Annotated in this window: 33 protein-coding genes and 1 tRNA gene; 14 read left to right on the top strand and 20 right to left on the bottom strand. The window is 52.9% G+C overall.

The features are described 5' to 3' along the window. Nucleotides 1-91: 91 nt before the first annotated feature. The 4 genes from PHI12_04305 (at nt 92) to PHI12_04290 (ending at nt 4,032) form a co-directional block, all read left to right on the top strand. A complete protein-coding gene (locus PHI12_04305; protein MDD5510013.1) occupies nt 92-1,726 on the top strand; it encodes a CTP synthase in 1,635 nt (544 codons plus the stop codon). Nucleotides 1,727-1,755: 29 nt separating this feature from the next. Further along, nucleotides 1,756-2,403, top strand: a complete 648-nt coding sequence (gene fsa, locus PHI12_04300; GenBank protein ID MDD5510012.1) for a fructose-6-phosphate aldolase — start codon at nt 1,756-1,758, stop codon at nt 2,401-2,403. A 221-nt stretch (nt 2,404-2,624) separates the two neighbouring features. Next, nucleotides 2,625-3,890, top strand: a complete 1,266-nt coding sequence (rho, locus tag PHI12_04295; protein ID MDD5510011.1) for a transcription termination factor Rho — start codon at nt 2,625-2,627, stop codon at nt 3,888-3,890. Between the two features lie 67 nt (nt 3,891-3,957). Then, nucleotides 3,958-4,032 (top strand) — tRNA-Met (locus PHI12_04290). Nucleotides 4,033-4,085: 53 nt separating this feature from the next. Here PHI12_04290 and PHI12_04285 read toward each other — a convergent pair. From PHI12_04285 to PHI12_04270, 4 genes are all read right to left on the bottom strand, one after another. Beyond that, nucleotides 4,086-4,514 (bottom strand): HEPN domain-containing protein, encoded by a 429-nt coding sequence (locus PHI12_04285; GenBank protein MDD5510010.1) that lies wholly within the window; start codon nt 4,512-4,514, stop codon nt 4,086-4,088. Next, nucleotides 4,504-5,073 (bottom strand): nucleotidyltransferase domain-containing protein, encoded by a 570-nt coding sequence (locus tag PHI12_04280; GenBank protein MDD5510009.1) that lies wholly within the window; start codon nt 5,071-5,073, stop codon nt 4,504-4,506. Before PHI12_04280 ends, PHI12_04285 begins: the two co-directional genes overlap by 11 nt. 92 nt (nt 5,074-5,165) lie before the next feature. Continuing rightward, nucleotides 5,166-5,648: a tryptophan-rich sensory protein gene (locus PHI12_04275; GenBank protein ID MDD5510008.1), complete on the bottom strand. Its 483-nt coding sequence runs from the start codon at nt 5,646-5,648 to the stop codon at nt 5,166-5,168. Nucleotides 5,649-5,670: 22 nt separating this feature from the next. Next, complete coding sequence (locus PHI12_04270; protein ID MDD5510007.1) at nt 5,671-6,474, bottom strand: alpha/beta hydrolase; 804 nt, start codon at nt 6,472-6,474, stop codon at nt 5,671-5,673. A gap of 95 nt (nt 6,475-6,569) precedes the next feature. Between PHI12_04270 and PHI12_04265 the strand changes: the two genes are divergently transcribed. Then, nucleotides 6,570-6,752 (top strand): zinc ribbon domain-containing protein, encoded by a 183-nt coding sequence (locus PHI12_04265; protein ID MDD5510006.1) that lies wholly within the window; start codon nt 6,570-6,572, stop codon nt 6,750-6,752. A 99-nt stretch (nt 6,753-6,851) separates the two neighbouring features. After that, a complete protein-coding gene (locus tag PHI12_04260) occupies nt 6,852-7,034 on the top strand; it encodes a methytransferase partner Trm112 (GenBank protein MDD5510005.1) in 183 nt (60 codons plus the stop codon). Here PHI12_04260 and queD read toward each other — a convergent pair. Both queD and folK read right to left on the bottom strand, forming a co-directional pair. Next, nucleotides 7,031-7,402 carry a 6-carboxytetrahydropterin synthase QueD gene (queD, locus tag PHI12_04255; GenBank protein ID MDD5510004.1) on the bottom strand — a complete coding sequence of 124 codons (372 nt, stop codon included), beginning with the start codon at nt 7,400-7,402 and terminating at the stop codon, nt 7,031-7,033. The genes PHI12_04260 and queD overlap by 4 nt on opposite strands. Nucleotides 7,403-7,411: 9 nt before the next feature. Next, the gene (folK, locus tag PHI12_04250; protein MDD5510003.1) at nt 7,412-7,909 is read right to left on the bottom strand and encodes a 2-amino-4-hydroxy-6-hydroxymethyldihydropteridine diphosphokinase; all 498 of its coding nucleotides are present in this window, start codon (nt 7,907-7,909) and stop codon (nt 7,412-7,414) included. Nucleotides 7,910-8,108: 199 nt separating this feature from the next. Here folK and PHI12_04245 point away from each other — a divergent pair, with 199 nt between their 5' ends. Both PHI12_04245 and PHI12_04240 read left to right on the top strand, forming a co-directional pair. Next, a complete protein-coding gene (locus PHI12_04245; protein ID MDD5510002.1) occupies nt 8,109-9,494 on the top strand; it encodes a pyruvate carboxylase subunit B in 1,386 nt (461 codons plus the stop codon). Nucleotides 9,495-9,621: 127 nt separating this feature from the next. After that, entirely contained in the window at nt 9,622-9,981 is a 360-nt protein-coding gene (locus PHI12_04240; GenBank protein MDD5510001.1) for a histidine triad nucleotide-binding protein, read from the top strand. On the opposite strand, the gene PHI12_04235 is transcribed toward PHI12_04240, so the two are convergent. The 5 genes from PHI12_04235 to PHI12_04215 form a co-directional block, all read right to left on the bottom strand. Then, entirely contained in the window at nt 9,978-10,517 is a 540-nt protein-coding gene (locus PHI12_04235) for an NUDIX hydrolase (GenBank protein ID MDD5510000.1), read from the bottom strand. The two genes, PHI12_04240 and PHI12_04235, sit on opposite strands and share 4 nt — an antisense overlap. Beyond that, nucleotides 10,510-10,980: an N-acetyltransferase gene (locus PHI12_04230; protein MDD5509999.1), complete on the bottom strand. Its 471-nt coding sequence runs from the start codon at nt 10,978-10,980 to the stop codon at nt 10,510-10,512. Before PHI12_04230 ends, PHI12_04235 begins: the two co-directional genes overlap by 8 nt. An 8-nt stretch (nt 10,981-10,988) precedes the next feature. Next, the gene (locus PHI12_04225) at nt 10,989-11,822 is read right to left on the bottom strand and encodes an NAD(+)/NADH kinase (GenBank protein ID MDD5509998.1); all 834 of its coding nucleotides are present in this window, start codon (nt 11,820-11,822) and stop codon (nt 10,989-10,991) included. Nucleotides 11,823-12,122: 300 nt separating this feature from the next. Next, nucleotides 12,123-12,248, bottom strand: a complete 126-nt coding sequence (locus tag PHI12_04220) for a hypothetical protein (protein ID MDD5509997.1) — start codon at nt 12,246-12,248, stop codon at nt 12,123-12,125. Beyond that, on the bottom strand, nt 12,245-13,228 hold the full coding sequence (locus PHI12_04215) for a DNA recombination protein RmuC (protein MDD5509996.1): 984 nt from the start codon (nt 13,226-13,228) through the stop codon (nt 12,245-12,247). Before PHI12_04215 ends, PHI12_04220 begins: the two co-directional genes overlap by 4 nt. Before the next feature lie 191 nt (nt 13,229-13,419). Here PHI12_04215 and PHI12_04210 point away from each other — a divergent pair, with 191 nt between their 5' ends. Then, complete coding sequence (locus PHI12_04210; protein ID MDD5509995.1) at nt 13,420-14,040, top strand: histidine phosphatase family protein; 621 nt, start codon at nt 13,420-13,422, stop codon at nt 14,038-14,040. Here PHI12_04210 and trxA read toward each other — a convergent pair. Next, entirely contained in the window at nt 14,037-14,354 is a 318-nt protein-coding gene (gene trxA, locus PHI12_04205; GenBank protein MDD5509994.1) for a thioredoxin, read from the bottom strand. The genes PHI12_04210 and trxA overlap by 4 nt on opposite strands. 134 nt (nt 14,355-14,488) lie before the next feature. Between trxA and PHI12_04200 the strand changes: the two genes are divergently transcribed. Next, entirely contained in the window at nt 14,489-14,719 is a 231-nt protein-coding gene (locus PHI12_04200; protein MDD5509993.1) for a zinc ribbon domain-containing protein, read from the top strand. A 73-nt stretch (nt 14,720-14,792) separates the two neighbouring features. Here PHI12_04200 and PHI12_04195 read toward each other — a convergent pair whose 3' ends face one another. Continuing rightward, nucleotides 14,793-15,488 carry a TIGR01906 family membrane protein gene (locus tag PHI12_04195; GenBank protein ID MDD5509992.1) on the bottom strand — a complete coding sequence of 232 codons (696 nt, stop codon included), beginning with the start codon at nt 15,486-15,488 and terminating at the stop codon, nt 14,793-14,795. A gap of 142 nt (nt 15,489-15,630) precedes the next feature. Here PHI12_04195 and PHI12_04190 point away from each other — a divergent pair, with 142 nt between their 5' ends. Continuing rightward, nucleotides 15,631-19,122 carry a DNA polymerase III subunit alpha gene (locus PHI12_04190; protein MDD5509991.1) on the top strand — a complete coding sequence of 1,164 codons (3,492 nt, stop codon included), beginning with the start codon at nt 15,631-15,633 and terminating at the stop codon, nt 19,120-19,122. Between the two features lie 18 nt (nt 19,123-19,140). Here the strand turns inward: PHI12_04190 and PHI12_04185 are convergent, their stop codons facing one another. Beyond that, nucleotides 19,141-19,737 carry an SHOCT domain-containing protein gene (locus PHI12_04185; GenBank protein ID MDD5509990.1) on the bottom strand — a complete coding sequence of 199 codons (597 nt, stop codon included), beginning with the start codon at nt 19,735-19,737 and terminating at the stop codon, nt 19,141-19,143. 218 nt (nt 19,738-19,955) lie between these two features. On the opposite strand from PHI12_04185, the gene PHI12_04180 reads away from it, so the two are divergent. Together PHI12_04180 and radC are read left to right on the top strand one after the other, a co-directional pair. Then, on the top strand, nt 19,956-20,168 hold the full coding sequence (locus tag PHI12_04180) for a hypothetical protein (protein ID MDD5509989.1): 213 nt from the start codon (nt 19,956-19,958) through the stop codon (nt 20,166-20,168). A gap of 72 nt (nt 20,169-20,240) precedes the next feature. Further along, the gene (gene radC, locus PHI12_04175; protein MDD5509988.1) at nt 20,241-20,948 is read left to right on the top strand and encodes a DNA repair protein RadC; all 708 of its coding nucleotides are present in this window, start codon (nt 20,241-20,243) and stop codon (nt 20,946-20,948) included. Here the strand turns inward: radC and PHI12_04170 are convergent. The 6 genes from PHI12_04170 to PHI12_04145 form a co-directional block, all read right to left on the bottom strand. Beyond that, nucleotides 20,945-21,469, bottom strand: a complete 525-nt coding sequence (locus PHI12_04170) for a methylated-DNA--[protein]-cysteine S-methyltransferase (protein MDD5509987.1) — start codon at nt 21,467-21,469, stop codon at nt 20,945-20,947. The two genes, radC and PHI12_04170, sit on opposite strands and share 4 nt — an antisense overlap. A 32-nt stretch (nt 21,470-21,501) precedes the next feature. Then, a complete protein-coding gene (gene raiA, locus PHI12_04165; protein ID MDD5509986.1) occupies nt 21,502-22,047 on the bottom strand; it encodes a ribosome-associated translation inhibitor RaiA in 546 nt (181 codons plus the stop codon). A 51-nt stretch (nt 22,048-22,098) separates the two neighbouring features. Continuing rightward, nucleotides 22,099-22,800 carry a ComF family protein gene (locus PHI12_04160; protein MDD5509985.1) on the bottom strand — a complete coding sequence of 234 codons (702 nt, stop codon included), beginning with the start codon at nt 22,798-22,800 and terminating at the stop codon, nt 22,099-22,101. Between the two features lie 52 nt (nt 22,801-22,852). Beyond that, nucleotides 22,853-23,065 carry a hypothetical protein gene (locus PHI12_04155; protein MDD5509984.1) on the bottom strand — a complete coding sequence of 71 codons (213 nt, stop codon included), beginning with the start codon at nt 23,063-23,065 and terminating at the stop codon, nt 22,853-22,855. Between the two features lie 76 nt (nt 23,066-23,141). After that, nucleotides 23,142-23,720, bottom strand: a complete 579-nt coding sequence (gene thpR / locus PHI12_04150; protein ID MDD5509983.1) for an RNA 2',3'-cyclic phosphodiesterase — start codon at nt 23,718-23,720, stop codon at nt 23,142-23,144. Between the two features lie 9 nt (nt 23,721-23,729). Further along, complete coding sequence (locus PHI12_04145; GenBank protein ID MDD5509982.1) at nt 23,730-24,584, bottom strand: amidohydrolase family protein; 855 nt, start codon at nt 24,582-24,584, stop codon at nt 23,730-23,732. A 124-nt stretch (nt 24,585-24,708) separates the two neighbouring features. On the opposite strand from PHI12_04145, the gene PHI12_04140 reads away from it, so the two are divergent. Further along, nucleotides 24,709-24,936: a hypothetical protein gene (locus tag PHI12_04140; GenBank protein ID MDD5509981.1), complete on the top strand. Its 228-nt coding sequence runs from the start codon at nt 24,709-24,711 to the stop codon at nt 24,934-24,936. The last annotated feature ends 22 nt before the right edge of the window (nt 24,937-24,958 follow it).

Here is a 24,958-nt window from a genome sequence, read left to right as displayed (position 1 = left end):
AACCCCCGTCGTGAAGTTACCGGTTGAAATCCTGACCAGTTCCCGCAGAAATATTTGACTTTCTTTAGTTTTTATAGTTTGGTTCTCCCATATGCCAAAATACATCTTTGTTACCGGTGGAGTAGTTAGTTCGGTCGGCAAGGGTATCACCGTCGCTTCCATCGGCACCATTCTAAAGAGCCATCAGATCAGTGTGTCGGTGCAGAAGCTGGACCCGTATCTCAACGTCGACCCGGGAACTATGTCTCCCTATCAGCATGGTGAAGTGTTCGTTACCCAAGACGGCGCCGAGACTGACCTTGACCTGGGTAACTACGAGCGCTTCATTGATGTTAATCTTACCGCCGAATCCAATGTGACCTCGGGTCAGATCTACAGCTCGGTCATCGATAAGGAGAGGCGTGGTGATTTCCTGGGCGGCACCATCCAGGTAGTCCCTCACGTTACCGGCGAGATTAAGGAACGGTTCCGGAGACTGGCCGCAAAATCCCAGGCCGAGGTGCTTATTATTGAGGTCGGCGGTACGGTAGGTGATATTGAAGGGCAGCCCTTTCTGGAAGCCATCAGGCAAATGAGGAATGATGTCGGGCGGGATAATGTGCTCTATATTCACGTTACTTTTCTGCCCTACCTTACCTCCACCAAGGAGTTAAAGACGAAACCAACCCAGCACAGCGTTAACGAGCTGCGCCGCATCGGCATCCAGCCTGACATTATCGTATGCCGCAGCGATTACCCTATCTCTGAAGCGATAAGGGACAAAATATCCCTGTTCTGCGATGTGGAACGGCAGGCGGTCATTCCTCTGCCTACAGTAGACACCATCTACGAAGTTCCGATGGTCCTTGAAGAGGAAGGTATGGGGCGACTGGTTATTGATAAGCTTGGCCTGAAGACCAGCAAGACAGATTTAAAGCAATGGCGGGAGCTGGTAGGCCGGATTAAGGAGCCTCTTGAGCCGGTCAATATTGCTCTGGTGGGCAAATATGTGGAGTTGCAGGATGCTTATTTCTCGGTTCGTGAAGCGCTCTGCCATGCTGCCCTCCACCATGACAGGTGTATCAACCTGATCTGGGTCCGCTCGGAGGATCTGGAAGGCGGCGGCAGCGATGCCGTACTCCAGTCGGCCCAGGGTATTATCGTCCCCGGTGGTTTCGGCATTAGAGGAATAGAAGGCATGGTAAAAGCAGCCGGCTACGCCCGGCAGAATGGAATTCCCTACCTGGGGTTGTGTTTGGGGATGCAGGTTATGGTGATCGAGTTTGCCTGCCATGTACTGGGGTTAAACGAACCCAACTCTACTGAATTCTGCGCCTCTACCGCTTACCCGGTTATTGATCTGCTCCCCGAGCAAAAAACGATAGAGAATAAGGGGGGCACCATGCGCCTGGGGGACTATCCCTGCCAGCTGGTCGATGGCAGCCTGGCCGCCGGTGTCTATAAAGAGAGTCTGGTTAACGAGCGTCACCGGCACCGCTACGAATTCAATAATCAATTCCGCGACCGTCTCGAAGAGGCGGGTATGGTCTACTCCGGTCTCTCCCCCGACGGCAGACTGGTAGAAATCTGTGAGCTGTCCGACCATCCCTGGATGGTAGGCTGCCAGTTCCATCCCGAGTTCAAGTCCCGCCCCGGCCGTCCCCATCCCCTCTTCCTCGGTTTCATCGGGGCTGCCAGAGAAACACTGCGGGAGGGGGCGCAACCATCGCTACCCCTCTCCTCCTAGTATTTAGATAGTTTAAAGCAGGATAATATATGCAGATATTTTTGGACACCGCTAATATTGACCAGATACGGCAGGCTGCTAAGCTTGGCGTTATTAGTGGTGTTACCACCAACCCCACCCTGGTGTCCAATGAAAAGACCTCGGACTATGAAACGGTAACCAGGACCATCTGCTCGATAATACCCGGCTCGGTTTCCGTTGAGGTGCTGGCCGAGGACAGCGAGTCGATGGTCAAAGAGGCCCGGGTCAAGGCCTCCTGGGCGCCGAACGTGACCATTAAGATACCGGCTACCGCCGACGGCCTTCAGGCGATATCTGCCCTGAGCAAGGAAAATATAGCGGTAAACATGACCCTGTGCTTTTCATTGAACCAGGCTCTGCTCGGAGCACTGGCCGGCGCTGCCTATGTCAGCCCGTTCGTCGGCAGGATCGACGACGCCGGTCATGACGGTATGCAACTGGTCAAAGACATCGTCGGTGTGTTTAGAAAATATAATTTCACTACCAGGGTAATCGCGGCCAGCATACGCCATCCCCAACACTGTCTGGCAGCAGCCGAGGCGGGGGCTGATATTGCTACTGTGCCCTACAGCGTGCTGATGCAGATGATACGCCACCCGCTTACCGACATAGGGGTTGCCCGCTTTCTTGCCGACTGGCGGCGTGTATCACAGTAAGCAAGACGGGATGACAGGGCCTGGGTGTGCAACTACAAAGCGGGGATGTTTAGCAGTCTGCCCGGGCACCCTGTGAGAATAGTCTTAATAAGAAAGAACTGGTAACGGGATAACCCGAGAGCATTAACCAGAACAAAGTCTCCCCTCCGGAATTGTACCTCTCGCCAAGGTAATATCAAGAGAGGGAGTACCAAATAAGAACCAAGGGGGAAGGTTAAAATATGAACATTGCCGATTTAGAAGACAAGAGCAAGGATGAGCTGGTCGAGCTGGCTAAGGAGATGGGGCTTTCCAGCTGCACCAACTTGAAGAAGCAGGACATCATCATGCGCATCCTGCAGGAGCATACCGAACAGCAGGGTAACATCTTCTGCGGCGGTATCCTGGAGATTATGAACGATGGCTACGGTTTCTTAAGACAGAGCTCACTGCTGCCCAGCTCGGATGATATCTACGTATCCCAGTCGCAAATACGCCGCTTCCGTTTACGCACCGGCGATATGGTCACCGGTCAGGTCAGGACACCCAAGAGCAGTGAGAAGTACCGAAGCCTGCTCCGGGTAGAGGCAATTAACGATATCAATCCTGAGCTTTTGAAAAATCGCCCCCATTTCAAAGCGCTTACTCCTACCTTTCCCGATAAAATAATCAATCTGGAAACGACGTCCGATAACCTGTCCAGCCGCTTGATCAACCTCATTGCCCCGATCGGCCGGGGACAGCGGGGCTTGATTGTGTCACCGCCCAAAGCGGGTAAGACGCTGCTGCTAAAGTCCATTGCCAACGCCGCCACCACCAACTACCACGATATTCACCTTATGGTCTGCCTTATCGGGGAGCGGCCGGAAGAGGTCACCGATATCAAACGCTCGGTCAGGGGCGACGTGATCAGTGCCACCTTCGACGAGCCGGTAGAAAACCACACCCGCGTCGCCGAGCTGGCGCTGGAGAGAGCCAAACGGTTGGTGGAAAGCGGTAAGGATGTATTCATCCTCCTTGACGGCATCACCCGTCTCACCCGGTCGTATAACCTGGTGATGCCTTCCAGCGGCCGCACCCTGTCCGGCGGTATCGATCCGGCGGCCCTGCACCCGGCTAAGCGATTCTTCGGTGCCGCCCGCAATATGGATGAGGGCGGTAGTCTGACCATTATCGCCACCTGCCTCGTTGACACCGGCAGCCGTATGGACGACCTCATCTATGAGGAGTTTAAGGGGACCGGTAATATGGAGCTCCACCTCGACCGCCGGCTGGCGGAGCGCCGGATCTTTCCGGCGATCGATATCCAGCGCAGCGGTACCAGGCGGGAGGAGCTGCTTCTCAATGAGAGCGACTTGAAGCAGATCTGGCTGCTGCGGCGTATGATGTCTATGGTTGCCACCGATTCGATCAACTTTACCGAGACTACGGAGCGGGTCCTCGACCGCCTGCGCAAGACGAAGACCAATGCCGAGTTCCTGGCTAACCTGAACAAGGAAACGGCATAGCATACGGGATTAAGAGGAGGCTAGGGTTTGACACTCCGCCCCGCCGGAGTCTATACTTGAAGTATAACGCGGGGTGGAGCAGTGGAAGCTCGTCGGGCTCATAACCCGAAGGTCGTCGGTTCGAATCCGACCCCCGCTACCAATTTTTTTGATACACATCCCTGCCGAGCTTCTTGGCACGAGAGGTATTAACTGTTATTTCCTCTTTAGTTTACTCTCAATATATTCAAGAAATTCCTTTGCCTTCTTTAACATCTGCTCGGTCTCTTTTTCAGATACAAGCCCAACAGCTTCGTAGGTAACCCGGTGCCGTTTCTGACGGGCTCGGTCAAAATAATCTATCGTGGGTTTTAATTGTTCTTCGACAACCAGTTGCATAAACTCGAAAGTAGACTTGTGGGCTTCAAAACTTGCAGGGCGATATCCCATATGAAACATTAAAGCTCTACAAGCCTGGAGTACGGCATTGTATGCGATAGAGTAGGTCCAATCCAGGCTGATGCCTTTGATTTTCTCGGCTTCAGCAAGATCACGTCTGGCAAGGTCCATGACCTTTGTTATCTCTGCTCTGGTCGCCTTGAATGGATGGATACACCCTTCTTGTACCATATGCTCAATAGACATCTGGATTCCCCTTCAACACTAATTTTCTTTCATCCATAACACGTTTAACGAACGAGTCCCCTTTTTTCAGTCTTTTAATAAACTCGTCTTTACTCATGAGGGTGTAGTTAATCTCTCGTCTAACTTCTTTTTGTGCTTCATAAACGAGCGAATGAAGTTCCTCCTCTTCTATTTCGCCAACAACAAAAAGATCGACGTCGCTTTTGGCCGTCTCTTCGTCCCGGGCTATCGAACCGTAAATGAAAGCTAATTCTATTCGATTGGTCTGGCGTAATTTATCTGTTAAGAAATCCCCAAGCCCAACAGTAGCATAGATTATTTTCTTCAATTCCTGGTAGAGAGGAAACTCCTTAACCACTGCGTAGTATCTGAGATTACCCGCATTCCTTGAACGAACAAGGCCGGCTTTCTCCAGATATCCTAGTTCCCGTCGCACAGCGTTCAACGGCTCGCCTGTACGTCTTGAGATGTCCCTGACGTAGAACTCAGTGTCCGGATTGGTAAGAAATAACTTTAACAGGTTCCTCTTGGCTTTAGAGGTAATTATGTATTCAAGCATTCTCTGATACCATGAACATTATTTATGTGCTATCGTACATCTTAAATGTTCATTTTGTCAAGGGATAGTCTTTAAATGAGTGCATAGGAATTCTAGGGATTGAGCATCATGATCCCGCCGTTTAACGAAGTGGCAATACCTATCCAGGACAGGTAAGGTACGAGAAGGCCACCCGCAGCCTTCGATATCTTGAAAAACTTGATGGTAGTAATCAGAAGTATGACTCCTAGTGCCAGTATTATGGCGAAGCCGCCGGTAGGGGATTCATAGCCGAAGAATACTACCGACCATAGAGCATTAAGGACCAACTGCACCCAGAATAGTATGAATGCCGGCTTCACTCCATCGGTCTGCAGCCCTTTGCGCCATATCAGGAATACTGCTATTCCCATCAGGGCGTAAAGGGTCAGCCAGACCGGCATGAATACGGCATCGGGAGGGGTGAAAGACGGCTTCGCCAGGGTTGCGTACCAGGTGGGAATCTGGGACGTCGTGAAGGCCGACCCGATTGCCCCGGCGCCATAGCAGGCCGCGATACTTCCTACCAGCTTACCTATAACGGATTTATCGGACATGTTTCCTCCTTCCTCCGGTTGTTCAGCGCAGTGATCGGATGAACCGGTCCACCTCCCGGTTGAAACGCTCCGGTTCTTCAAGAAACGGGCAGTGGCCGCTCTCCTCGAAGACTACGAGCCGGGCATCGGGCAGGTTCCGGCAAAGGTACTCCCCGGCGGCGACCGGGTAAAGCTTTTCGTCCCTGCCGAAGCAAAGCAGCGTCGGGACGTTTACGCTCGAGAGTACCGGCCGGTAGTCCTGTAAGGTCTGATCGAAGAGGATAGCACCGGCAACAGACTCGGGCAGCCGGGTGATTTCATCGAATATCCAGCCGGCTTCTTCCTCGGCCGGCTTATCCTTGAACATCGAAGGGATGAAATCGCGTACAACCGTTTCCCGGTCTGTCTGGACGGCAGCCATCGTCCGGCGGAGCTCCGCGAGGTCAAAAAGCCCCATAGTCCAATCGGGCGCTGTTAAATCACAGGCAGACTGATCGATGATAACGGTAGCGGTAACATTCTCGCTGCCGAACTGCTTGAAATAGTCCCAGGTAACCAGGGCGCCCATCGACCAGCCTATCAGCACGACGTTCTTTAAGCCGAGTTCACCTATCAGGGCATGGATATCCCGGGCGTAGCCGGGCAGGGTATGACCGAAATGGACGTGTGCCGAGCGTCCGTGTGACCGCAGGTCGGGTACGATTACCCGGTAGCGCCGGGCGAAGTAGGGTATCTGCTTCTTGAAGAAGCGGCCGCTCATCCATACCCCGTGTATAAAGATAATCGGTTGTCCTTCCCCCTTCTCCTCGTAGTACAAACGGGTGTCGTTCAGGCTCAAGTAGGGCATCCTGCTCCTCCTTTCCGTCCGGTTTTGCTTGCATTATACCGGAACCGTATTTACAATGAAAGAGGGAGCGATGAAAGAGCAGCGGAGGTTGTGCTGTGCCTGTTTATGAATATGAATGTACCGGATGCGGTGCCCGGTTCGAGCTTCGGCGGAGTATAGCCGATAGCGATAGCGAGGTGAAGTGTCCCCGATGCGGTAAGGAGAGGCCGAGAAGGGTCTTTTCTACATTCGGTACGGCTTCTTCTTCCCGTACCTGCTCACCAAACAGCTTCACCTGAAACACCAAGCGGTGAGGCAGTTTGCCTTATATCTCATCCTTAAGAAATGTTTCGATACCATGCCGTATGCGCTAAAGATCGTTGTGGTATAATCCGTTTATGAAGAAAGAGCTGATGGATATCCTGGTCTGCCCGGTCTGTAAAGGGGAGCTTGGGCTCAAGGTAGAGGAAGAGAACGGGCAGGAAATAGTGACCGGCTCGCTATATTGCCGGAGATGCGAAGCGCTTTACCCCATCCGGGAGACAATCCCCAGCCTGCTACCGCCGGATAAGCACCCCTAATCGGGTATGTAGGCTACCCTGCTCTCGGGTGATTCCCATACCTCGACGGCGGCAAGTACGACCGGTGTTCCCGACAGCTTCGGCTTAAGCTCATCATAGATGGTGCGGGCGATATTCTCCGAAGACGGGTTTATTTTATCGAACGGGGGTACGTCATTCAGGCAGGTATGGTCAAACCGGGATAGAATATCTCTGAGATGCCTTTTCAGCTCGGCAAAATCGTAGGCTATTCCTATTCCATCAAGCCCGGCGGCCTCGATCTTAACTACGGCCCGGAAGCGATGTCCGTGCAGTGCCTCACACTTGCCATGATATCCCCGCAGGAGATGAGCGGCGTCAAAATGCTGCTCGACAGATAGCTGATACATTCTCTCTCCTTAGCTGCTCTCCCACTTAAGTACGCCCTGCATCTCGGTTATCCCGCCCAACAGCTCTCTGATCGTCTTACCGTTTGACGGGTGTCTTAAATCGGGGGCAATCTCTGCCAGAGGCACCAGGACGAAGGCCCTCTCCGTCATCCTGGGGTGGGGAATAACCAGGTCCGGGGTATCCATAATCCGGTCGCCATAAACAAGGATGTCGATATCAATGGGGCGGGGGCCATTGGCTTTGCCGAACGCCCTGCCCATCTTGCTCTCGATCCCCTTGGCCAGAGCAAGCAGTGCCGCCGGTTCCAGTACGGTATTGACCCGGCAGGCCAGATTGAGAAAGCGGGGCTGATCGGTGTTACCCACCGGCTCAGTATCATACATGGAGGAGACCCTGGCTACCCGCAGCCTCTGCGCGAGAAAATCAAGAGCCTTCTCCAGGTTTTCCTGTCGGTTGCCCATATTTGAGCCCAGACCGAGATATACCTCTACAAAATTGGTTGTCATTTAACACCGCCCCGAATAAATATAATAGCAGAAACATACCATTGCCTGTGCCGCAGCCAGCCCGGCTTAAGACCGTACGGTTCCTGCTTCCGCTCCCATTCTATCACTATTTTAGCCACTTTCCATAGAATAGTCTAACCTGTATAATAATAGGTGTCGTAAAACTGAACACTCTATAAACGGAGCGCTCAAATTGAAGATGATGAAGAATCCCCTGAAAATTACCGATATTACCTTCCGTGACGGACATCAATCGCTGTTAGCCACCCGGATGCGGACCGAGGATATGGTGAATATCGCCGCGGAGATGAATAAGGTCGGCTTCCACTCGATGGAGGTCTGGGGTGGTGCCACCTTTGATGTTGCTACCAGGTTTCTCAACGAGGACCCCTGGCAGAGGCCTCGTCTCCTCAAGGATCTGATGCCGGATACGCCGCTGCAAATGCTGCTCAGGGGACAGAACCTGGTCGGTTACCGCAACTATGCCGATGATGTGGTTACCGCCTTTGTCCATCACGCTGCCCGGGTGGGCATCGATATCTTCAGGGTCTTTGATGCCCTGAATGATGAGCGCAACTTCGAGACTTGCCTTAAAGCGATTAAGGAGAGCGGTAAGCATGCCCAGCTCTCGATATGCTATTCGCTTACCGAGCGTAAGATGGGTGGGGCGGTTTACAATCTCGATTATTATGTCAATAAGGCGCTCATCATGCAGGATATGGGTGCTGACAGCATCTGCATCAAGGATATGGCGGGTCTTATCGCCCCTGATGATGCCTATAGGCTGGTTAAAGCCCTGAAGAAAGTATTAAAGGTACCGGTACAGCTTCACACCCACTACACCAGCGGTATGGCCTCGATGAGCTGTCTGAAGGCCATCGAAGCCGGGGTGGACATTATCGATACCGCCCTGGCTCCGTTTGCCCTGCGCTCTTCTCACCCGGCTGTTGAACCTATCCTGGTTGCTCTGCAGGGGACTCCCCGGGATACCGGTCTTGACTTGACCCACCTTTTCAAACTGGGGGAGTACATCGAGTCGATAGCCCCCAAGTACCAGGACTTCATGGGGAATACAAAAACATCGGTTATTGATACCGGCGTGCTGATGCACCAGATTCCCGGTGGCATGATATCCAATCTGGTTTCCCAGCTACGCGAGGGTAATGTCCTGCACAGGCTGGATGAAGTATACAAAGAGGTCCCACGGGTGCGTAAGGAGCTGGGCTACCCGCCGCTGGTAACCCCTACCAGCCAGATTATCGGGGTACAGGCTGTCCAGAATGTTCTTGTCGGCAGATACAAGCTGGTATCGACCCAGGTACAGGACTACGTTTTCGGGCTGTATGGTAAACCGCCGGCTCCCATTGACCCTGAAGTACAGGAGATAGTCCTGAAGCACTATAAACGGGGCAAGACTCCGGTTACCTGCCGCGCTGCCGATATGCTTGAGCCCGAACTGGACAAAGCCAGAGAGATGGTAAGAGATTTCACCGAGGATATCGGCGACGTACTGATAGCCGCGCTCTATCCCATCACCGGACTGCGCTTCCTGAAAAGGAAGTTCGGCCTGGAGACCTCGTCTTGATAAAGGCTGAAGGCGGCGGAGGTATCAATTCCGAGCCTGAGTTGATTGCCGGGGGAAAAGCGGGTAAGATAACGTTGGAGCGGGTTGTTGAGAAGAACTCTGGAGAATAAGGGATATCTAATCTAAAATGAGCAAGAAGGTGGAAACGGACTGTATCTTTTGTCAAATTGCGGCCGGCAGAGTGGCTACCGAAATCCTCTATCAGGATGAGGAAGTAATCGCCTTCCGTGACATTAACCCCCAGGCTCCGGCTCACCTGCTTATCATACCCAGGAGGCATATCCCTTCCCTGGCGCATCTATCCGAAGGTGAGTCGTCCCTTATCGGGCGTATGGTTGGCGCGGCTAATCGTCTGGCTAAAAGTGAAGGTCTCTCGGGAAAAGGATATCGCCTGGTGATAAACTACGGCGAATGGGGCGGGCAGCTGGTGCCCCATCTCCATATGCACCTCATCGGTGGCAGGAAGCTAGCCGATAAACTCGGCTAGCCGTTACTTCTCTTGAGATACTCCAGGAAGGTGAGCAGCCCGGCGATGCTCTTCGCGTCGCAGATGCTGCCCGAGGTGATAAGCTCAAGAATCTGACTGACTGGCACCCGTACCACACTGATGCTCTCGGTGTCCTCGGCAAACAGACGGCCGGGAGTAAGGTCGGTTGCCAGATAAAGGTAGAGGTATTCCGTACCGTAACCGGGTACAGAATAGAAGCCTCCCAGCCGCTCCATTTTTTGAGGCAGGTAGCCTGTTTCCTCGCGTAGCTCACGGCTAACGGCCTCCTCTGGGCTCTCACCGGGGTTAATGCCACCGGCCGGTATCTCCAGGAGTTCCTGTTCCACCGGTTTTCGGAACTGCCTTACCAGCAGTATGCTATCGCCGGAAACCGCGATAATAGCGACACAATCGTCGTGCTCAACAATCTCTCGCCTGGACTCTCGGCCGCCCGCTGTCTCCACCTCATCGATGCGCAGCCTAAGCGCCTGCCCTTCGTAGACGAGATGACTGGATAGAGTTCTTTCCTCAATCAAGCTTGGCCCCCGTGTGATAGGTAAGGGCTACTTCGTCGCAATTGGGAAACTTGGGGCAGCGGTAGCATTCCGTCCAGACCTTGTTAGGAAGCTCCATTTTGTCTATTCGAGAAAAGCCCACTCGCTCAAACAACTCCGGTTTATAGGTAAGGCAGAAAACGGTACTTATGCCGAGTCCTTGTGCTTCTGCAAGACAACTCCGGATCATCCGTTCGCCAATCCCCTGTTTCTGGCTGCTCTCAGCGACCGCCAGTGACTTGATCTCAGCCAGGTCCGACCACATAACGTGCAGGGCCACGCAGGCAATCACCTGCTCCCCATCTCTGACCACCTGATAGTCCCTGATGTTTTCGTATATCTCGCTTAAAGAGCGGGCCAGCATCTTCCCTCTACTGGCGAAGAAGTTAACCAACCGGTGTATCTGGCTGACATCTCTAATCGTGGCTCTTTCTAGCTTGACCACTTTACCACCTACTTTTTTCCTTTTAGTCTTTGCTCCAGAGACCCATAGAAGGACGTATCGGGATGGATCCTCAAGAATCGCGTCTTCTTTTTACTCTGCTTCACTTCCAGAGTAGTGCCGCTGGCGAGTGACAGGTTTATATGGCCGTCAACACTTAACGTAGTAGTATGAGCGGCATTAATGCGCAGCCTGACTGATACTGAGGACGGTAATACCAGGGTATAGGCAAGACTCAGGTGAGGTAGTATCGGTAACAGGAGGAACTCCCTGGCCTGAGGATGTAGGATAGGCCCTCCGGCCGACAGTGAATAGCCGGTGCTGCCGGTGGCGGTGGCCAGAATAACTCCGTCAGCACGATAGGTAGTAAGCTCCTTCCCGTCAATGGCGGCCTCGATATGGACCATACGGGCTACTTCGCCGCGTGCCATTACCATATCATTCAGGGCGTAGAGCACCTGGACCCCCTTACTGTCGGGAGTTTTCAGCTTTGCCTCAAGCATAGCCCGCTCGTCTATCCAACCCTCTCCCGCCAGTAGTGCCGCCAGTTTATCTTTTGCCTCGGCAGCGCTGAGCTCAGTCATAAAACCAAGCTTACCCAGGTTCACCCCGGTAATCGGAATCGGGTTTGAGATCACCACCTGGGCCGCCCGTAGAATCGTTCCGTCGCCGCCGACAGTCAGTATTAGATCGGTATCCTCCAGTTGTGCTCTCGCCTCGTCGCTTTCCCAGGCGGAACATACCCACGTAGAAACGCCCCTGGCGCCGAGAAAACTCTCCAGTTCGTCAGCCATGGGACGGGCGGCTTTGTTCAGCGGGTGGCAGAGAATACCGATTCTTTTCACGGGATTTACTTACTCCTCACTTAGAGCAAGTAAAGTGTAACATCGGCAGGAAGAGGCGTCAACAGATGAGACTGGGTTCCGTCCCGGGGACTCTGCCGTGATTGACCTGCGCAACAAGCAGCCATACCATACAAAATAGCCGGGTTGACCGGCGATGGATAAGAGTGTACCGAATTACAGGGCCAATAATACCGGCAGTTTTAACCTGGTTTGGTAAAGAAAAAGACCAGTCCAATGCTAAGTGCCGCGATGGCAATCCCCAGCAAGATAAATAGGTTACGGCGACGTCCCTTATCCATATTAATCCTTCACTCCCCTCTGTTTAGCTGTTCCCATCTTCTTACTATATAACGTCTTGTCGGACTTTTTGATGGCCCGGCCCGACTTGAATTTGTTGAGATTAACAAAGCCCTTTGTCCGATTCATTGTCCTCCTGCCTCATCAACGCTCCTGTCTACGGATGCTCCGGGCAATTCTTCGGCCGGATTTTCCACAGCTAGACGTAGCTTATCCTCGAACCTGTTCAGCTTTCTGCTGGCGGCATCGTACTTGCTGGCGGCGTGGTGGATATGTCCCCCGATCACCTCGTAGTCCTGCTCGAAGTCCTTGAGGTCACTCTGCAGACGGCCGATATACCCCAGAATATCATGTGCTGCCGTCTCAAAGCGGAGTCCCTTTAGCCCGAGGACGATAACCTGCAGGTAGGCATAGAAACTATTCGGCGATACCGGTACCACCCGTTTCTTGAGAGAGTATGAATATATGTCGCTCCATTTAGCAGATTGTGTTCCGCGAATTACCGCTTCATAATAGACATTCTCGGCTGGTATATACATCAGGGCAAAGTCGAAGGTGCCTTCGTCGGGAAGTATATATTTGCTCACGTTATCGACGTGTTTCCTGATGGTGTAGATGAACTGCTGGCGTAAGGCCTTTCTCTCTTCATCGGTCTCCACCCTGACCATACGCTCAAAATCTTCCAGGGGGAATTTCGAATCGACCGGGATCAGATTGCGCCCGATCCTGACCACGGCATCCACCGTCCTCCCGTCGAGAAATCTATGCTGGATAGAGTAAGCACCCTGGGGCAGAACATCGGCTAATAACCTCTCCAGCAGCAGCTCACCAAAGCAGCCCCTGAACTTCGGCGCTCGTAACAGTTCCTGTAGATTGGAGATGTTCCGGCCAATCTCCTGGATGTCTCTCGTCCTCTGTGTCAGTTCGCCTAATTTTTCCCGCAGATCGCCAAAGATTCTGACGTTACCCTCCAGTTTCTCGTCCACTACCCTGGACAGGGCCTCACCCTGTGCCTCCAGTGCCTGCCGTCCCCGGGACCGGTCGCGGAGAAAGACCCCGAGTAGAACCGCAATGGCAACCGAAAGAATAATAATTACTATGATTTCCATACCGCATTTACCTGACTGGGTCTATTACCTGATACTCAGGTTCATTATACACCAAGAGCAAGCGGATAGACATAAACAACCCGGGTAGGCCCGATTGAGAGATAGGCTAATCGTTATTCCTTTGCTCCGATGAGCCAGTATTGCTATAATGTTTATGTTCGGGATCCGATTAGCTTGAGGGAAGGGGAGTTATGTCCACGTTATTTCTGGTTCGGCACGGAGAGACTGCGCTAAAGAGCTCCCTGCGGCTCTGGGGGCATACCGATGTCGAACTGAGTGCCCTGGGACTGGAGCAGGCGGAGAGACTGCGTGATCGCCTGGCGCCGGAGAAGATTGACTTTGTCTACTCCAGCGACCTCAAGAGGGCGCTGGTAACCGCCCGGGCCATTGCCTCCAGGCATCAACTGGATATCACCAGCTGTGCTGAACTGCGTGAGTTTAACTACGGTAAGGTCGAGGGGTTGACTTTTGAAGAGATCGACCAGCTTTACCCTGAGTGCTCCCGGTACTTGAAAGATAGAAATACAGACTTAAGGTTTCCCGATGGCGAGGGGCTTGCCGAGTTGGGTAAGCGAGTAGGAAAGTTCATAGAGAGGCTGGAGAGGCATAAGGCAGAGGATGCCATACTGGTTGTGACTCATAGCGGAGTGCTGCGCACTCTCATCTGCCGGCTGCTGGGAATAGAGTTGAGGCACGTGTTCCAGTTTATTCCTGGCCTGGCTTCTCTCAGCATAGTGGAGACCTGCCCCGGAGGGGCAATACTGAACCTCTTCAACAGTATCTCGCACCTGGATCACTTGCCGCCAGCCTAAAGAAGGGCGTCAATCTTTGGCTTTAAGGCCTGCTCCGATACCGCACCGACAACCGTATCCGCTCTCTCCCCATTCTTAAAGAACAGCAGGGTGGGGATGGACATAACGCTGTACTTGGCAGCCGTCTGCTGGTTTTCGTCTACGTTCAACTTGCAGAACTTGACCTTACCTTCATACTTTTCCGCTAGCTTATCAATAACAGGGCTAACCATACGGCAGGGACCGCACCAGGGCGCCCATAGATCTACCAGCACCGGCAGAGTTGATTTTAACACCTCGCTCTCAAAGTTCTTGTCGGAGATATCTATTACCATTATACCGCCTCCTTATCATAGAACTATTCAATCTATGGTAATGCTTTGCTTCCCGAAGCGTCAAGTAAACCGCATCATAAAGTCATTGACGACAAAAGAGAAAAAGATTAGACTAATCCTGGGTGAGTAAGTGTATGCCGCTATATGAATATCTCTGCCCCGGTTGTAAGTTGAAGTTTGAACTGCTCCGTAAGGTAAGCGATTCTGACGAGACGGCCTGCTGCCCTCGCTGTCAGAATAGTGCCGGGCGGGTGCCCTCTGCCTTTGCCTCCTTCTCCAAAGATGCCGGTGGTGTTACCACCTCTATTGGCGGTAGTTCCTGTTCGGGCTGTGATGCCAGTAGCTGTCAGAGCTGTAATCACTAATCGTGAAGGGGTAGGGCATCTCCTGTTGAACTCCTACGGATAGTGGTGAGCTAACCCGGTTGAGACAACACTCTTAATCCGGCTGCTTTTTTGCCCTTTTCAAATACAGCCTGCTTATTACGCATAGCGTACCTGCTGCAGCGGCGGTTATCTGGCCCAGGAGCACGGCCGAGTCATACCAGAAACCCTCCGGGAAGAGCATTATCAGGTAGTCTGTAGCCGGGTCGAGCATCCACAGATCGTTGGTGAAGGCAACGAGGTGGAACCGGGTGAATAACTCGTCGAAGTCGAGCAGCATTGAACCTGCTCCCAGGACGATTATTATCCCCAGGGTGATGATTGAGCCGATAAACACCGACCGCGCCAGCCGGCGTCGGTACTGCTTCCCGCGCCGGAAAAGAGAGATGCCGGCGTAGAGCCCGACATAGACCGCCATCCCCAGTAGGAGACGGCGGTTCATCTGTACCAGTGCCTTGACATCCTTAAGGTGGACCACCTCCTGCTGGTTGAACAGCTCTAAGGGCTCCCCATTCTTGACCACGGTCAGGCTGATATATTCGTCACCGGAGTTAAAATAGCCAATCAGCCCGCTGGCTACCTTCTCAAGCTCCGCTTTGTCCAGGCCGGTAGCTCTGCTTACGTTATACTTCTCAAAGCCGTTTCTATACAGCCAGAGACTGTTGAATTCAAAATTAACCGCCGCCGATATCAGCAAGGCGGGTAGGCTGAAGATAAACAGCCACTTAGCGATATTACCGAGAACTCTCAAATTTCCTTTGTCTCCAATCGCAGGTACCTAGATTTTACACGGTTAAGAATCAAAAGCAAAGAATACTCCGGTAGCCAGCCCCTGTGCTATAATTACAGGTAAACTCTATCAGAAAACAGGTACCACAGCTAGAAGGGTGCTCATGTTTACTCATCTCCATGTCCATACCGAATACAGCCTGCTTGACGGTATGTGCCGTATTCCCCAGCTGGTCCAGCGGGCTAAAGAGCTGGGAATGGCAAGCCTGGCGATAACCGACCACGGGGTTATGTACGGTGCCATTGAGTTCTACCGTACCGCCAGAGCGGCCGGCATAAAGCCCATCATCGGCTGTGAGGTCTATCTAACCCCCGGCGAACGCTCTGCTCGCAGCGTACAGGATAAGGATTATTATCACCTTGTCCTGCTGGCTAAGGACGGGACGGGATACCAGAACCTGATACAGCTCGTCACCAAGGCACACCTTGAGGGATTCTATTACAGGCCCAGAGTAGACAAGAAACTCCTTGAGCAGCATCACCAGGGACTGATCGCCCTCTCCGCTTGCCTGGCCGGTGAGATTCCCCGCCTGGTCAGTGAAGGCTGTCTTGAGAAAGCTAAAGAGGCTGCCAGGTGGTATAAGCAGACCTTTGGCGACTTCTACCTGGAGATACAGAGACACCCGATTATCGAACTGGAGAGGGTGAATCAGTCCCTTATTGCAATGGGCCGTGAGCTGGATATCCCGCTGGTAGCCACCAATGATACCCATTACATCAACCGTGAGGATGCGCCGACCCATGACCTTCTGATGTGCATCGGCAGGAACACCTCCATCTATGATGAAAAGAGAATGAAGATGGCGGGCGACTTCTTTTACTTAAGGAGTCCCGATGAGATGGCGGAGCTTTATCGTGACATCCCCGAGGCGGTGGAAAACACCGGGCTTATCGCCCTGATGTGCAACCTGGAGCTTGAGTTTGACCGGCTGCACCTTCCTGAGGTAGGGCTGCCGCCGGGACAGACCGCCGACCAGTTTCTGGCCGATATCTGCCGGCAGGGTTTCACCGAGCGCTATCCCAGGCCGACTGCAGAGGTAAAGCAGCAGCTTGACTACGAGCTGGAGGTAATCGAAAAGACCCGGTTCGCCAGCTACTTCCTGGTTGTCTGGGATATCATCACCTTTGCCAAAGAACAGAGCATTCTGTTCGGGGTTAGAGGCAGTGCGGCGGCTAGTATTGTTCTTTACTGCCTGGGCATCACCGGGATTGACCCCATTGAGAACAAGCTGGTCTTCGAGCGCTTTCTTAACGTAGAGCGTAAGGAGATGCCGGATATAGACCTGGACTTCGAGGATGGGCGCCGTGACGAGGTTATTGCTTATGTTTCGCAGAAATACGGAACGGACCACGTGGCCCAGATTATCACCTTCGGCACGCTGGGCGCCAGGGCAGCCATCCGGGATGTGGGTCGGGCGCTGGCCATGTCCTACGGTGATGTTGATCGGGTCGCCAGACTGGTGCCGCCCGCTCCGGGTATGACTCTGGCGCGGGCCATGGCGGAAAATGCCGAGCTTAGCAGCGCCTACAAAGCGGATGCCGTAGTCCGTAATCTGATTGACTCAGCCAGCAGGGTGGAGGGTATCGCCCGCCATGCCAGTACTCACGCCGCCGGCGTCGTAATCGCCAGGGATTCCCTCACCAAGTACGTCCCGCTACAGCGGGTAAGCAAGGGTAACGGTCAGGAACTGGTGATGACCCAGTTCAGTATGGGAGATATCGCCCATATCGGACTGCTTAAAATGGACTTTCTGGGCTTGGCCAACCTTACCATTCTGGGTATTGCCAAGGATATTATCGGTAAGAACTGCGGCGTGAATATCGACCTGGGTAATATCCCGATGGATGACGCTAAGACTTTTGAGTTACTCGCCTCCGGGGAGACCGCCGGCGTTTTCCAGCTGGAGGGCAGCGGCATGCGTCGCTACATCAGGGAGCTTAAGCCGACTACTTTCAGCGATATTTCCGCTATGGTGGCACTGTACCGCCCCGGGCCCATGGAGCATATTCCCACCTTCATCAAAGCCAAACACGGTATAGAACCCATCCGCTATCCCCATCCCGCCCTGACCAGTATCCTTGAAGAGACCTACGGGGTGATTGTTTATCAGGACCAGGTGCTCTTCATCGTACGGGAATTCGCCGGCTACAGCCTGGGCGAGGCTGATATTTTTCGTAAGGCAATGGGTAAGAAGATTCCTGAGGTTATGAAAAAAGAGAGACACAACTTCATTACCCGGGCCGAGCAGAAAGGATTCTCTGCTGAACTGGCCGAGACAGTCTTCAAGCTGATTGAACCCTTCGCCGGCTATGCCTTCAACAAGGCACATAGTACCAGCTACGCCCTGATTGCCTATCAAACCGCCTACCTCAAAGCGAATTACCCGGCTGAGTATATCACCGCCTTCCTTATCGCCAACAGCGGGCAGTCCGAGAAGGTGGCCAGTGCCGTCTCTGAATGCCGCCGTCTGGGTATTGCCGTGCTGCCTCCTGATATAAACCGTAGCCGGGCGGGCTTCTCCATAGAGAAGATTGGCGATGGTACTTCAGCCATCCGCTTCGGCTTGAGTGACATCAAAAATGTGGGGCTCGGACCGGTTGAGCCGATTATTGCCGAGCGTGATCGGGGCGGTGATTTCAGGTCTATTGATGACCTCTGTCACCGTGTCGACTTGAGCGGCATCAATAAACGGATACTGGAGAGCCTGATCAAAAGCGGCGCTCTGGACCGTCTGGGCAGTCGCGGCAGCCTGCTCGGGAATATCAACGGCATCCTTTCTCTGGCACAGCGGGAACAGCGCCTGCGGTCGACGGGGCAGTCCACCATGTTTGATTTGTGGGGCGAAGCGATGCCGGTTCCCAAGCCCGGCCTTGATCTGGAGGGCGACGACATCCCGGTCAGGGAGAAGCTGTCCTGGGAAAAGGAGCTTATGGGAGTATATCTCTCTGAGCATCCCTTCAGTGCACTGATCAGGAAGGGGGCCTTGTTCAACGCCACACTATGCGGGCAGATTGATGTCGGTATGGTAGGGCAAAACGTGGTAGCGGCGGGTATGGTTGGCTCGGTGCGCTATCTGCTCACCAGAGACGGCAAGCCCTTTGCCAGCGCGGTCTTGGAAGACCTTGACGGTAGAATCGAGGTTATGGTCTGGCCCAGAGTGTATGCCGATACCAGGGACCTGTGGCAGGAGGGGAATATGCTGCTGGTTGAAGGCAAGGTAAGGCAAAAAGATGATCAGATACGTCTGAACTGTGATTCAGTTCGCTACTATCAGCCGGAGACGGCCCCTGTTGATCTGTCGGATGTTCCTGAGGCTGAGGAAGCGCCGTCGTTATCCCAGGCGGCACCGGTAACGGGCCGTCTGATAATCAGTATTACCCAAACCGATGATAAAGCGGGGGACCTCGCTCGTTTAAAAGAACTGGTTGACACACTGAGCGGGTTTCCCGGTAATGATGAGGTCCGGCTTAATGTTACCAATGAGGAAAATGTGAAGACCCTTAAACTGCCAAACCTGAAGGTCGACTGTTGCCCTGAGCTTCTTACGAGTCTGTCAGAACTGGTCGGTGAGGATAGTATCAGGGTGATTAAATAAAATATAGCCGTATATTTTCTATATCCCCAGTATCTGCCGCTTCTTGGCAGCGAACTCTTCCTCGCTAATTATACACCTGTCCTTAAGCGATGCCAGCTTCTCCAGCTCGTCGATATAAGAAAACGTCTGTGGCGCCGCCCCGTGGAGTAGGTGGGGAGCAGTCGTTCTGGGAACAGCCGTTCTGGCAGCAGCCACCTTCGCCTCGATTACTGTCTTGATGCCTTCGAAGGCTGACTGCTGGGCAGCCTTGAACGTTACCGTATTCTCCTCCCGACTGGTATCGTTTGTTTGCCTCTCTGTTGCCACTCCCTCGATGAGAGAGAACCGGATATAGCCGTTGGCAAAGGTCCCTGCCTTTCTGATCTGTATTGATGCTATCTGGGAGAAAGGTATTTCCTTGTCCCCCTTGATCCCTTGAGTCAGAAAGACCATCGGGTCGCTACGCTTGATACGGATGCCGTTCTCCAGAAGTACCAGGTGGCCGTCAATGCCCCTGGCGTCCATCAGGATGGGGCTCATTGACTGCCCCCTGCCCTTCACCAACCGCTCCCCTTCCTCGATCGAAGCCCTTAACTGGTCAACGTACCTTTGTTTTTCTTCCGGGGTATGCTTCATCACTCCATCTTAACAGGCTGACCATGCCTGTACAAACGAGCTTATGTCATAATCATAATATTATATCATATCGCCGGACTCTGATGATGAGAAGGCAGTCTGGCAAGCACGAAGGTGCGTGGTGTATACTACTAACAAAAGGGGGGCTATCTGCTTGCGGCATCGATTAATGATTAACGGGAAAACGCAGTGGTCTTGCCGGGACGATGGAGGCTAAGGTGCCGAAGAGAGAAGACGAATACCGTATACACGGCAGGGGGCCGAGAGGCACGCCGTTATGTCCTTTCTGCGGTCACCCCGAGGTGTACCCGATCAAAGCCAAGAGGATGGTTTTCTTTACCAGGATAGTAGCCTGGTCCTGCGCCAACGAAAGATGTAGAATGTACCGTAAACACTTCCCGTCGCCAAGCTACGGATCGGGTGGACGGTGAAGATCTCCGGTCGGATAGAACCGACTCATTCGGAAGCCTTTGATAACACGGTAGCACGAGGAAACAGTAAAAATGCCGGCAAAAGATACATCGCAGGGGCACAGAAAAAGGTTGCGGGAGAGGTTTCTTCAGGGGGGCCTGACCGGTTTCCAGGACTACGAGATTGTGGAGCTACTGTTAACCCTGGGCTCACCGCGTAAGGACTGCAAGCAGCAGGCTAAGGGAGCTATCGAGAGGTTCAAGACCCTAAGAGGCGTTCTGGAGGCTTCTATGGAGGAACTGGAGGAGATAGCCGGCATCGGGCCTCATAATGTCCTCGGCATCAAGCTGGTGCAGGAAACAGCCAGGAAATTTCTCAAGGAGAGGCTTATTGATAGGCCGGTCTATCAGTCATCCCGGGAAATCTTTGACTACCTCTACCACTCAATGAGAGATCTTAAGAAGGAGGTATTCAAGGTTATCTACTTGAACAGCCGAAATCAGATTATTGAAACCGCCGATCTTTTTCAGGGCACGGTGAACAGTAGTGCTGTATCTCCCCGGCAGGTTATCGAAGGCGCCATAAAGCATAACGCGGTCTCACTGATCTTTGCTCATAACCACCCTTCGGGAGACCCGGTACCTAGCCAGAGTGACCGGGAAGTGACCCGGGACCTGGTCTATGCGGCGGGTGTTATGCAGATTAAGGTACTGGACCATATCATAATCGGCGATAATACCTACTTCAGCTTTGCCGGAGAAGGGTTGATTGAGGAATACGAGGCTGCCTTCCGAAACTAAGAACGAGGCGGGAACGTGAAAGCCGGGTTCTCTAGGGAAAGAAGGCGCTTTTTTATCTCGATGCCGTTACTGAAGCCGCCGGGAGAACCATCACCTCTAATGACACGGTGGCAGGGAATAATGATAGGTAACGGATTGTTACCCAGAGCCTGTCCTACCGCCCTGGCTGCCCTTGGCTTGTTAATCTGTCTGGACACCCAGGCGTAAGTCCTGGTCTCACCATAAGGGATAAGCTTGGTCGTCTCCCATACCGCATGTTGGAAGGGTGTGGCTCCGGAGAGGTCGAGCCGGTCGGGAAAGTCCACCCGTCTACCGTCAATATAATCCTTCAGGCGTTCCACCAGGTCATCGAAAAGGTGGGGTGGGGCCGGAGTATATCTTATCCGGTTGCCCAATAGCTCCCGGGCTTGTTGCCGGGAGGACCGGGGCAGGATTATACTTAGTACCCCCTGCGCCGAACCCATTATCCCCATCCAACCCATCCTGGTACTAAATATGATACCTTTTATCCCTTCTGCCATTTACCTACCCCGGCAACTGGACTGGCCTTTGGTTATACCCCCTCGGGCTCTATGATTCCGTAGTTATTGTCCTTACGGCGGTATAGCAGATTGATCTTCCCCGTACCATCATTGAGGAAGAGGAAGAAATCATGTCCCAGAGCCTCCATCTGGTAGATGGCTTCCTCAACCGGCATCGTTTCCACAGCAAAACGTTTGACCTTGACTACCCCGGCCGTGGGCTGTGCTGTCTCTCCCTCAACATCCGGTTTATTCCGGCCCGGTAGGCTGCCCTTACGCCGGTCATCCCGTTTCTCCTTATGGTGCGTTATCTGCCGGTTTGTCACGGCAACTACCCGGTTGATAGCGGTGAACAGGTCAGCCGCTCTTTCTTCACTGCGGAGCTTGGTGCCGCTACCGTTTACTGTTGCCTGCACCACAAAGTGCTGCTGGGGGGACTTAGTCTTTTCTTCGAAGATTTCTACCCTTACCTCGGCGGCATCGGGTAAATAACGTTCTAGCTTACCCAGTTTTCGCTCGATATAGCTGCGTACCTCCGGCGATATCTCCATATTCTTAGCGGTTATTATTAACTCCATATCTTTAAACTCCCGATACAATAATAGTATTATCCACTTTTATCCATGCTGCTAAATCTCTATTGCCAGAACCAGCCCCCAGACCGATGCGGCCCCGGCATCTTTCAACGCTGCGGCACAGGAATCAAGGGTGGCTCCCGATGTGGTGACATCATCTACGAGCAATACCTGACTGCCCTTCAGCCGATGGTCCCGGCAGGTAAAGGCGTCGGCCACATTATCTCTACGTTCTTTAACGTTTTGTGTCTTGGCCTGAGGAGGAGCCAGCCTCTCCCGGATAAGACACCCATCTACTACCGGCAGTCCGGTCAGTTTAGCCAGTTCCCGGGTCAGCAGCCCGGACTGATTGTAACCGCGTTCCCTCAGTCTCTTTGAGTGCAGCGGTACCGGGACCAGGACCTCTGATGGCAAGCGATGGTTGGTGAGGCAGTTGCTTAGCAGTCCTGCCAACGGCTCGGATATAGCTCTGAGGTTTCCGTATTTTAGCTGGTGAATGGCCTTACGCATCACCCCGTGGAATTGAAAGGGGGAACGAATGCCATCTATTGCCGCCGGCCAGCTAACACAGTTGGCGCAAAGTATTCCGCTGGCTTGGGGCTTGCCGCAGCGCGGGCAAAGCGGCGGCATGATCCGTAGCAGCGACTGGAAGCAGGAATCGCAGATGAAGCTACCCTCTTTGCCGCAGCCTACACACCACTTAGGGAAAAGCAAGTCAAGCGCTACCCTTTTGAGTTTAGCTGCTTGAGAAAGCACAGCTGCCACCTACAGTCCGTAATCCGGATTCAGGAATTGATTATTCCAGCATTTAGTGGGACCGGGTATTGTGGGTCGCTCCGCTCATGATAGGCTCGTTAATATATACGTCGCCATTCCTGATTTTCAGGTTAAAACCGCAATCAGGATTGGTACAAACCCAGGCTTTGTAGTGGATAGCTGCTCCTTGACTGCCAAAATCAGACAGGGGTACCAGGTCTCCATTCTGGCACTTTTGACATTTAGGCCAGTAAACTTGGTCCATTAAGTCCACCTCCCAACCGAAATTAATCTTATTCAGTATACACTGGACGGTTGTTGGTTTACAACAGTCGCTCGTATCATTTTGCCAGCTTGGTCAGGCTAATCCGGCTGTAGATAGCCCCTTCCCTGCTCAACTGGCTTTTCATCAGACTGATGCCGTCTACCCCGATGCTGCAAGCGGTGAATTTGGTGTCGGCGATAAGCTGCCCGAAGCGGATCCTTTCGTCAGGTGATGCCTGACTTCTGATGCGGGCTATGGTCAGGTGCGGTGTGAAGGGCCGTGACTCAGGAGTAAACCCTAGCCGGGACAGGCTGGTGTCAATCTGTCCTTGAAGTCGCTTGAGTTTTTCAGCTTCTCCGCTTACTCCTACCCAGGCTACCTGAGCCATTCTGAGATTGGGAAAGACCCCCAGCCCTTCAAACTTAAGTTGAAAGGGGGTAATTCCCCGTACTGCCTCTGCTATCGCCCCGGTTATTTCGCCGGTCTTATCAACAGGTACGCTATCGAGGAACTTCAGCGTCAGGTGAATACTGCCCGGACTGACCCATTTTACCCATGGCTGCTTACTCGCTTTCAGTTGTTCCTCAAGGTGTTCCAGTTGTAACTTCAGGTCGCCGGGTAGTTCAATCGCAATAAAAGAGCGAATCTGCTCCAAACCTAAGCCCTACTCATTTTTACTTTTGATGTCGAGTAGCCTGCGGGCATTTCCGGAGAGGATAAGTCCTCTGGTTTCTTCGGGCAGGCCCAGGGAGTCAATCTCATTCAGCAGGCGGCTGGGTGCCAGCAGAGGGTAATCGCTTCCGAATAGAATCCGATCGCTGCCGACGAGCTGGCTGACCTGATGATATATCTGAGGAAGGTACAGGTATGGCGAAGCCGCTGTGTCAAAGAAGACATTCCCCATTGCCTGCTTTACCTCAGGCATCAGGGCGTAGAAGGGTAGCCCCCCGCCCCAGTGGGCACAGACTACGGTCAGTTCGGGATAGTTTTCAATCAGGTAATAGAGTATCTCCGGAGTAACGCTTCCCTTACCCGGGTATTGGTGACCGATCGGTTCAGAGGAATGAGTGAGTAATATTAGCTTATGCTTTACCATGGTTTCAACAAACGGCCTCATCACCGCCGCATCGCCTGGGTCGATTAGCTGCATATCCGGCCTGAGTTCCCCAATCCCCTTTATCCCGCTTTTGGCACAGCGCTCGATTTCAGCAATGGCAGCTTCGGTGGACTGCGGCTGCACAGATGCGAAACCAATCAGACGGTCGGGATAGCGGGCGATTGACTCTAGAATGTAGTCGTTGGTCTCGACACAAAGCTCATGGGTCGTCCAGCCGATATTCAAGATGACTGACATATCAACCCCGTCTTCATCCATTCTGATAATGAGTTCATCGGTGGTGGCAAGCTTAGCTTCCTTCTTGGCGTAAAGAAGGGCGAACGACGGGTCGGCATCAATATACCTGGCGCGGTTTTTCTTTATCCGGGGTGAGAAGACATGGGTGTGGAAATCAATTATCACATCGAGATTATAGCAGAAGCCTCAGATTGGCTTCAAGGAAGGTATACCCTTACCTGACATACAGGATAGATGGGATTAAGATAACGCTAATCCCGGTGATATCCGGAATATGAGTGATTGAGTTATGATGGAGTTGGGGGTAACGGTAAGGCTGGTAACGATAGCGGTTGGACTAGTTGCCCTCGGCGGTGGAATACTGAATATAATGGAATTTATAAGAACCAAGGGGGCTATTGTCTGTGAGATTCAGGGTGAAGAGTCCAGAAAGAGGACTATGAACAGGATGGAGAGAATTGTTCGCTCTCCGTATTATCTTCGGAGGAGCCGCCTTTGCCATCAACTCCAGATTTAGCGACCGCTATGTGAAGTACTCC

Source organism: Dehalococcoidales bacterium (genome assembly GCA_028716225.1).
In the GTDB taxonomy this organism is placed as follows: Bacteria; Chloroflexota; Dehalococcoidia; order Dehalococcoidales; family UBA5760; genus UBA5760.
The sequence above is the reverse complement of the archived record's forward strand: the minus strand, read 5'-3'. Positions and strand labels throughout refer to the sequence as shown.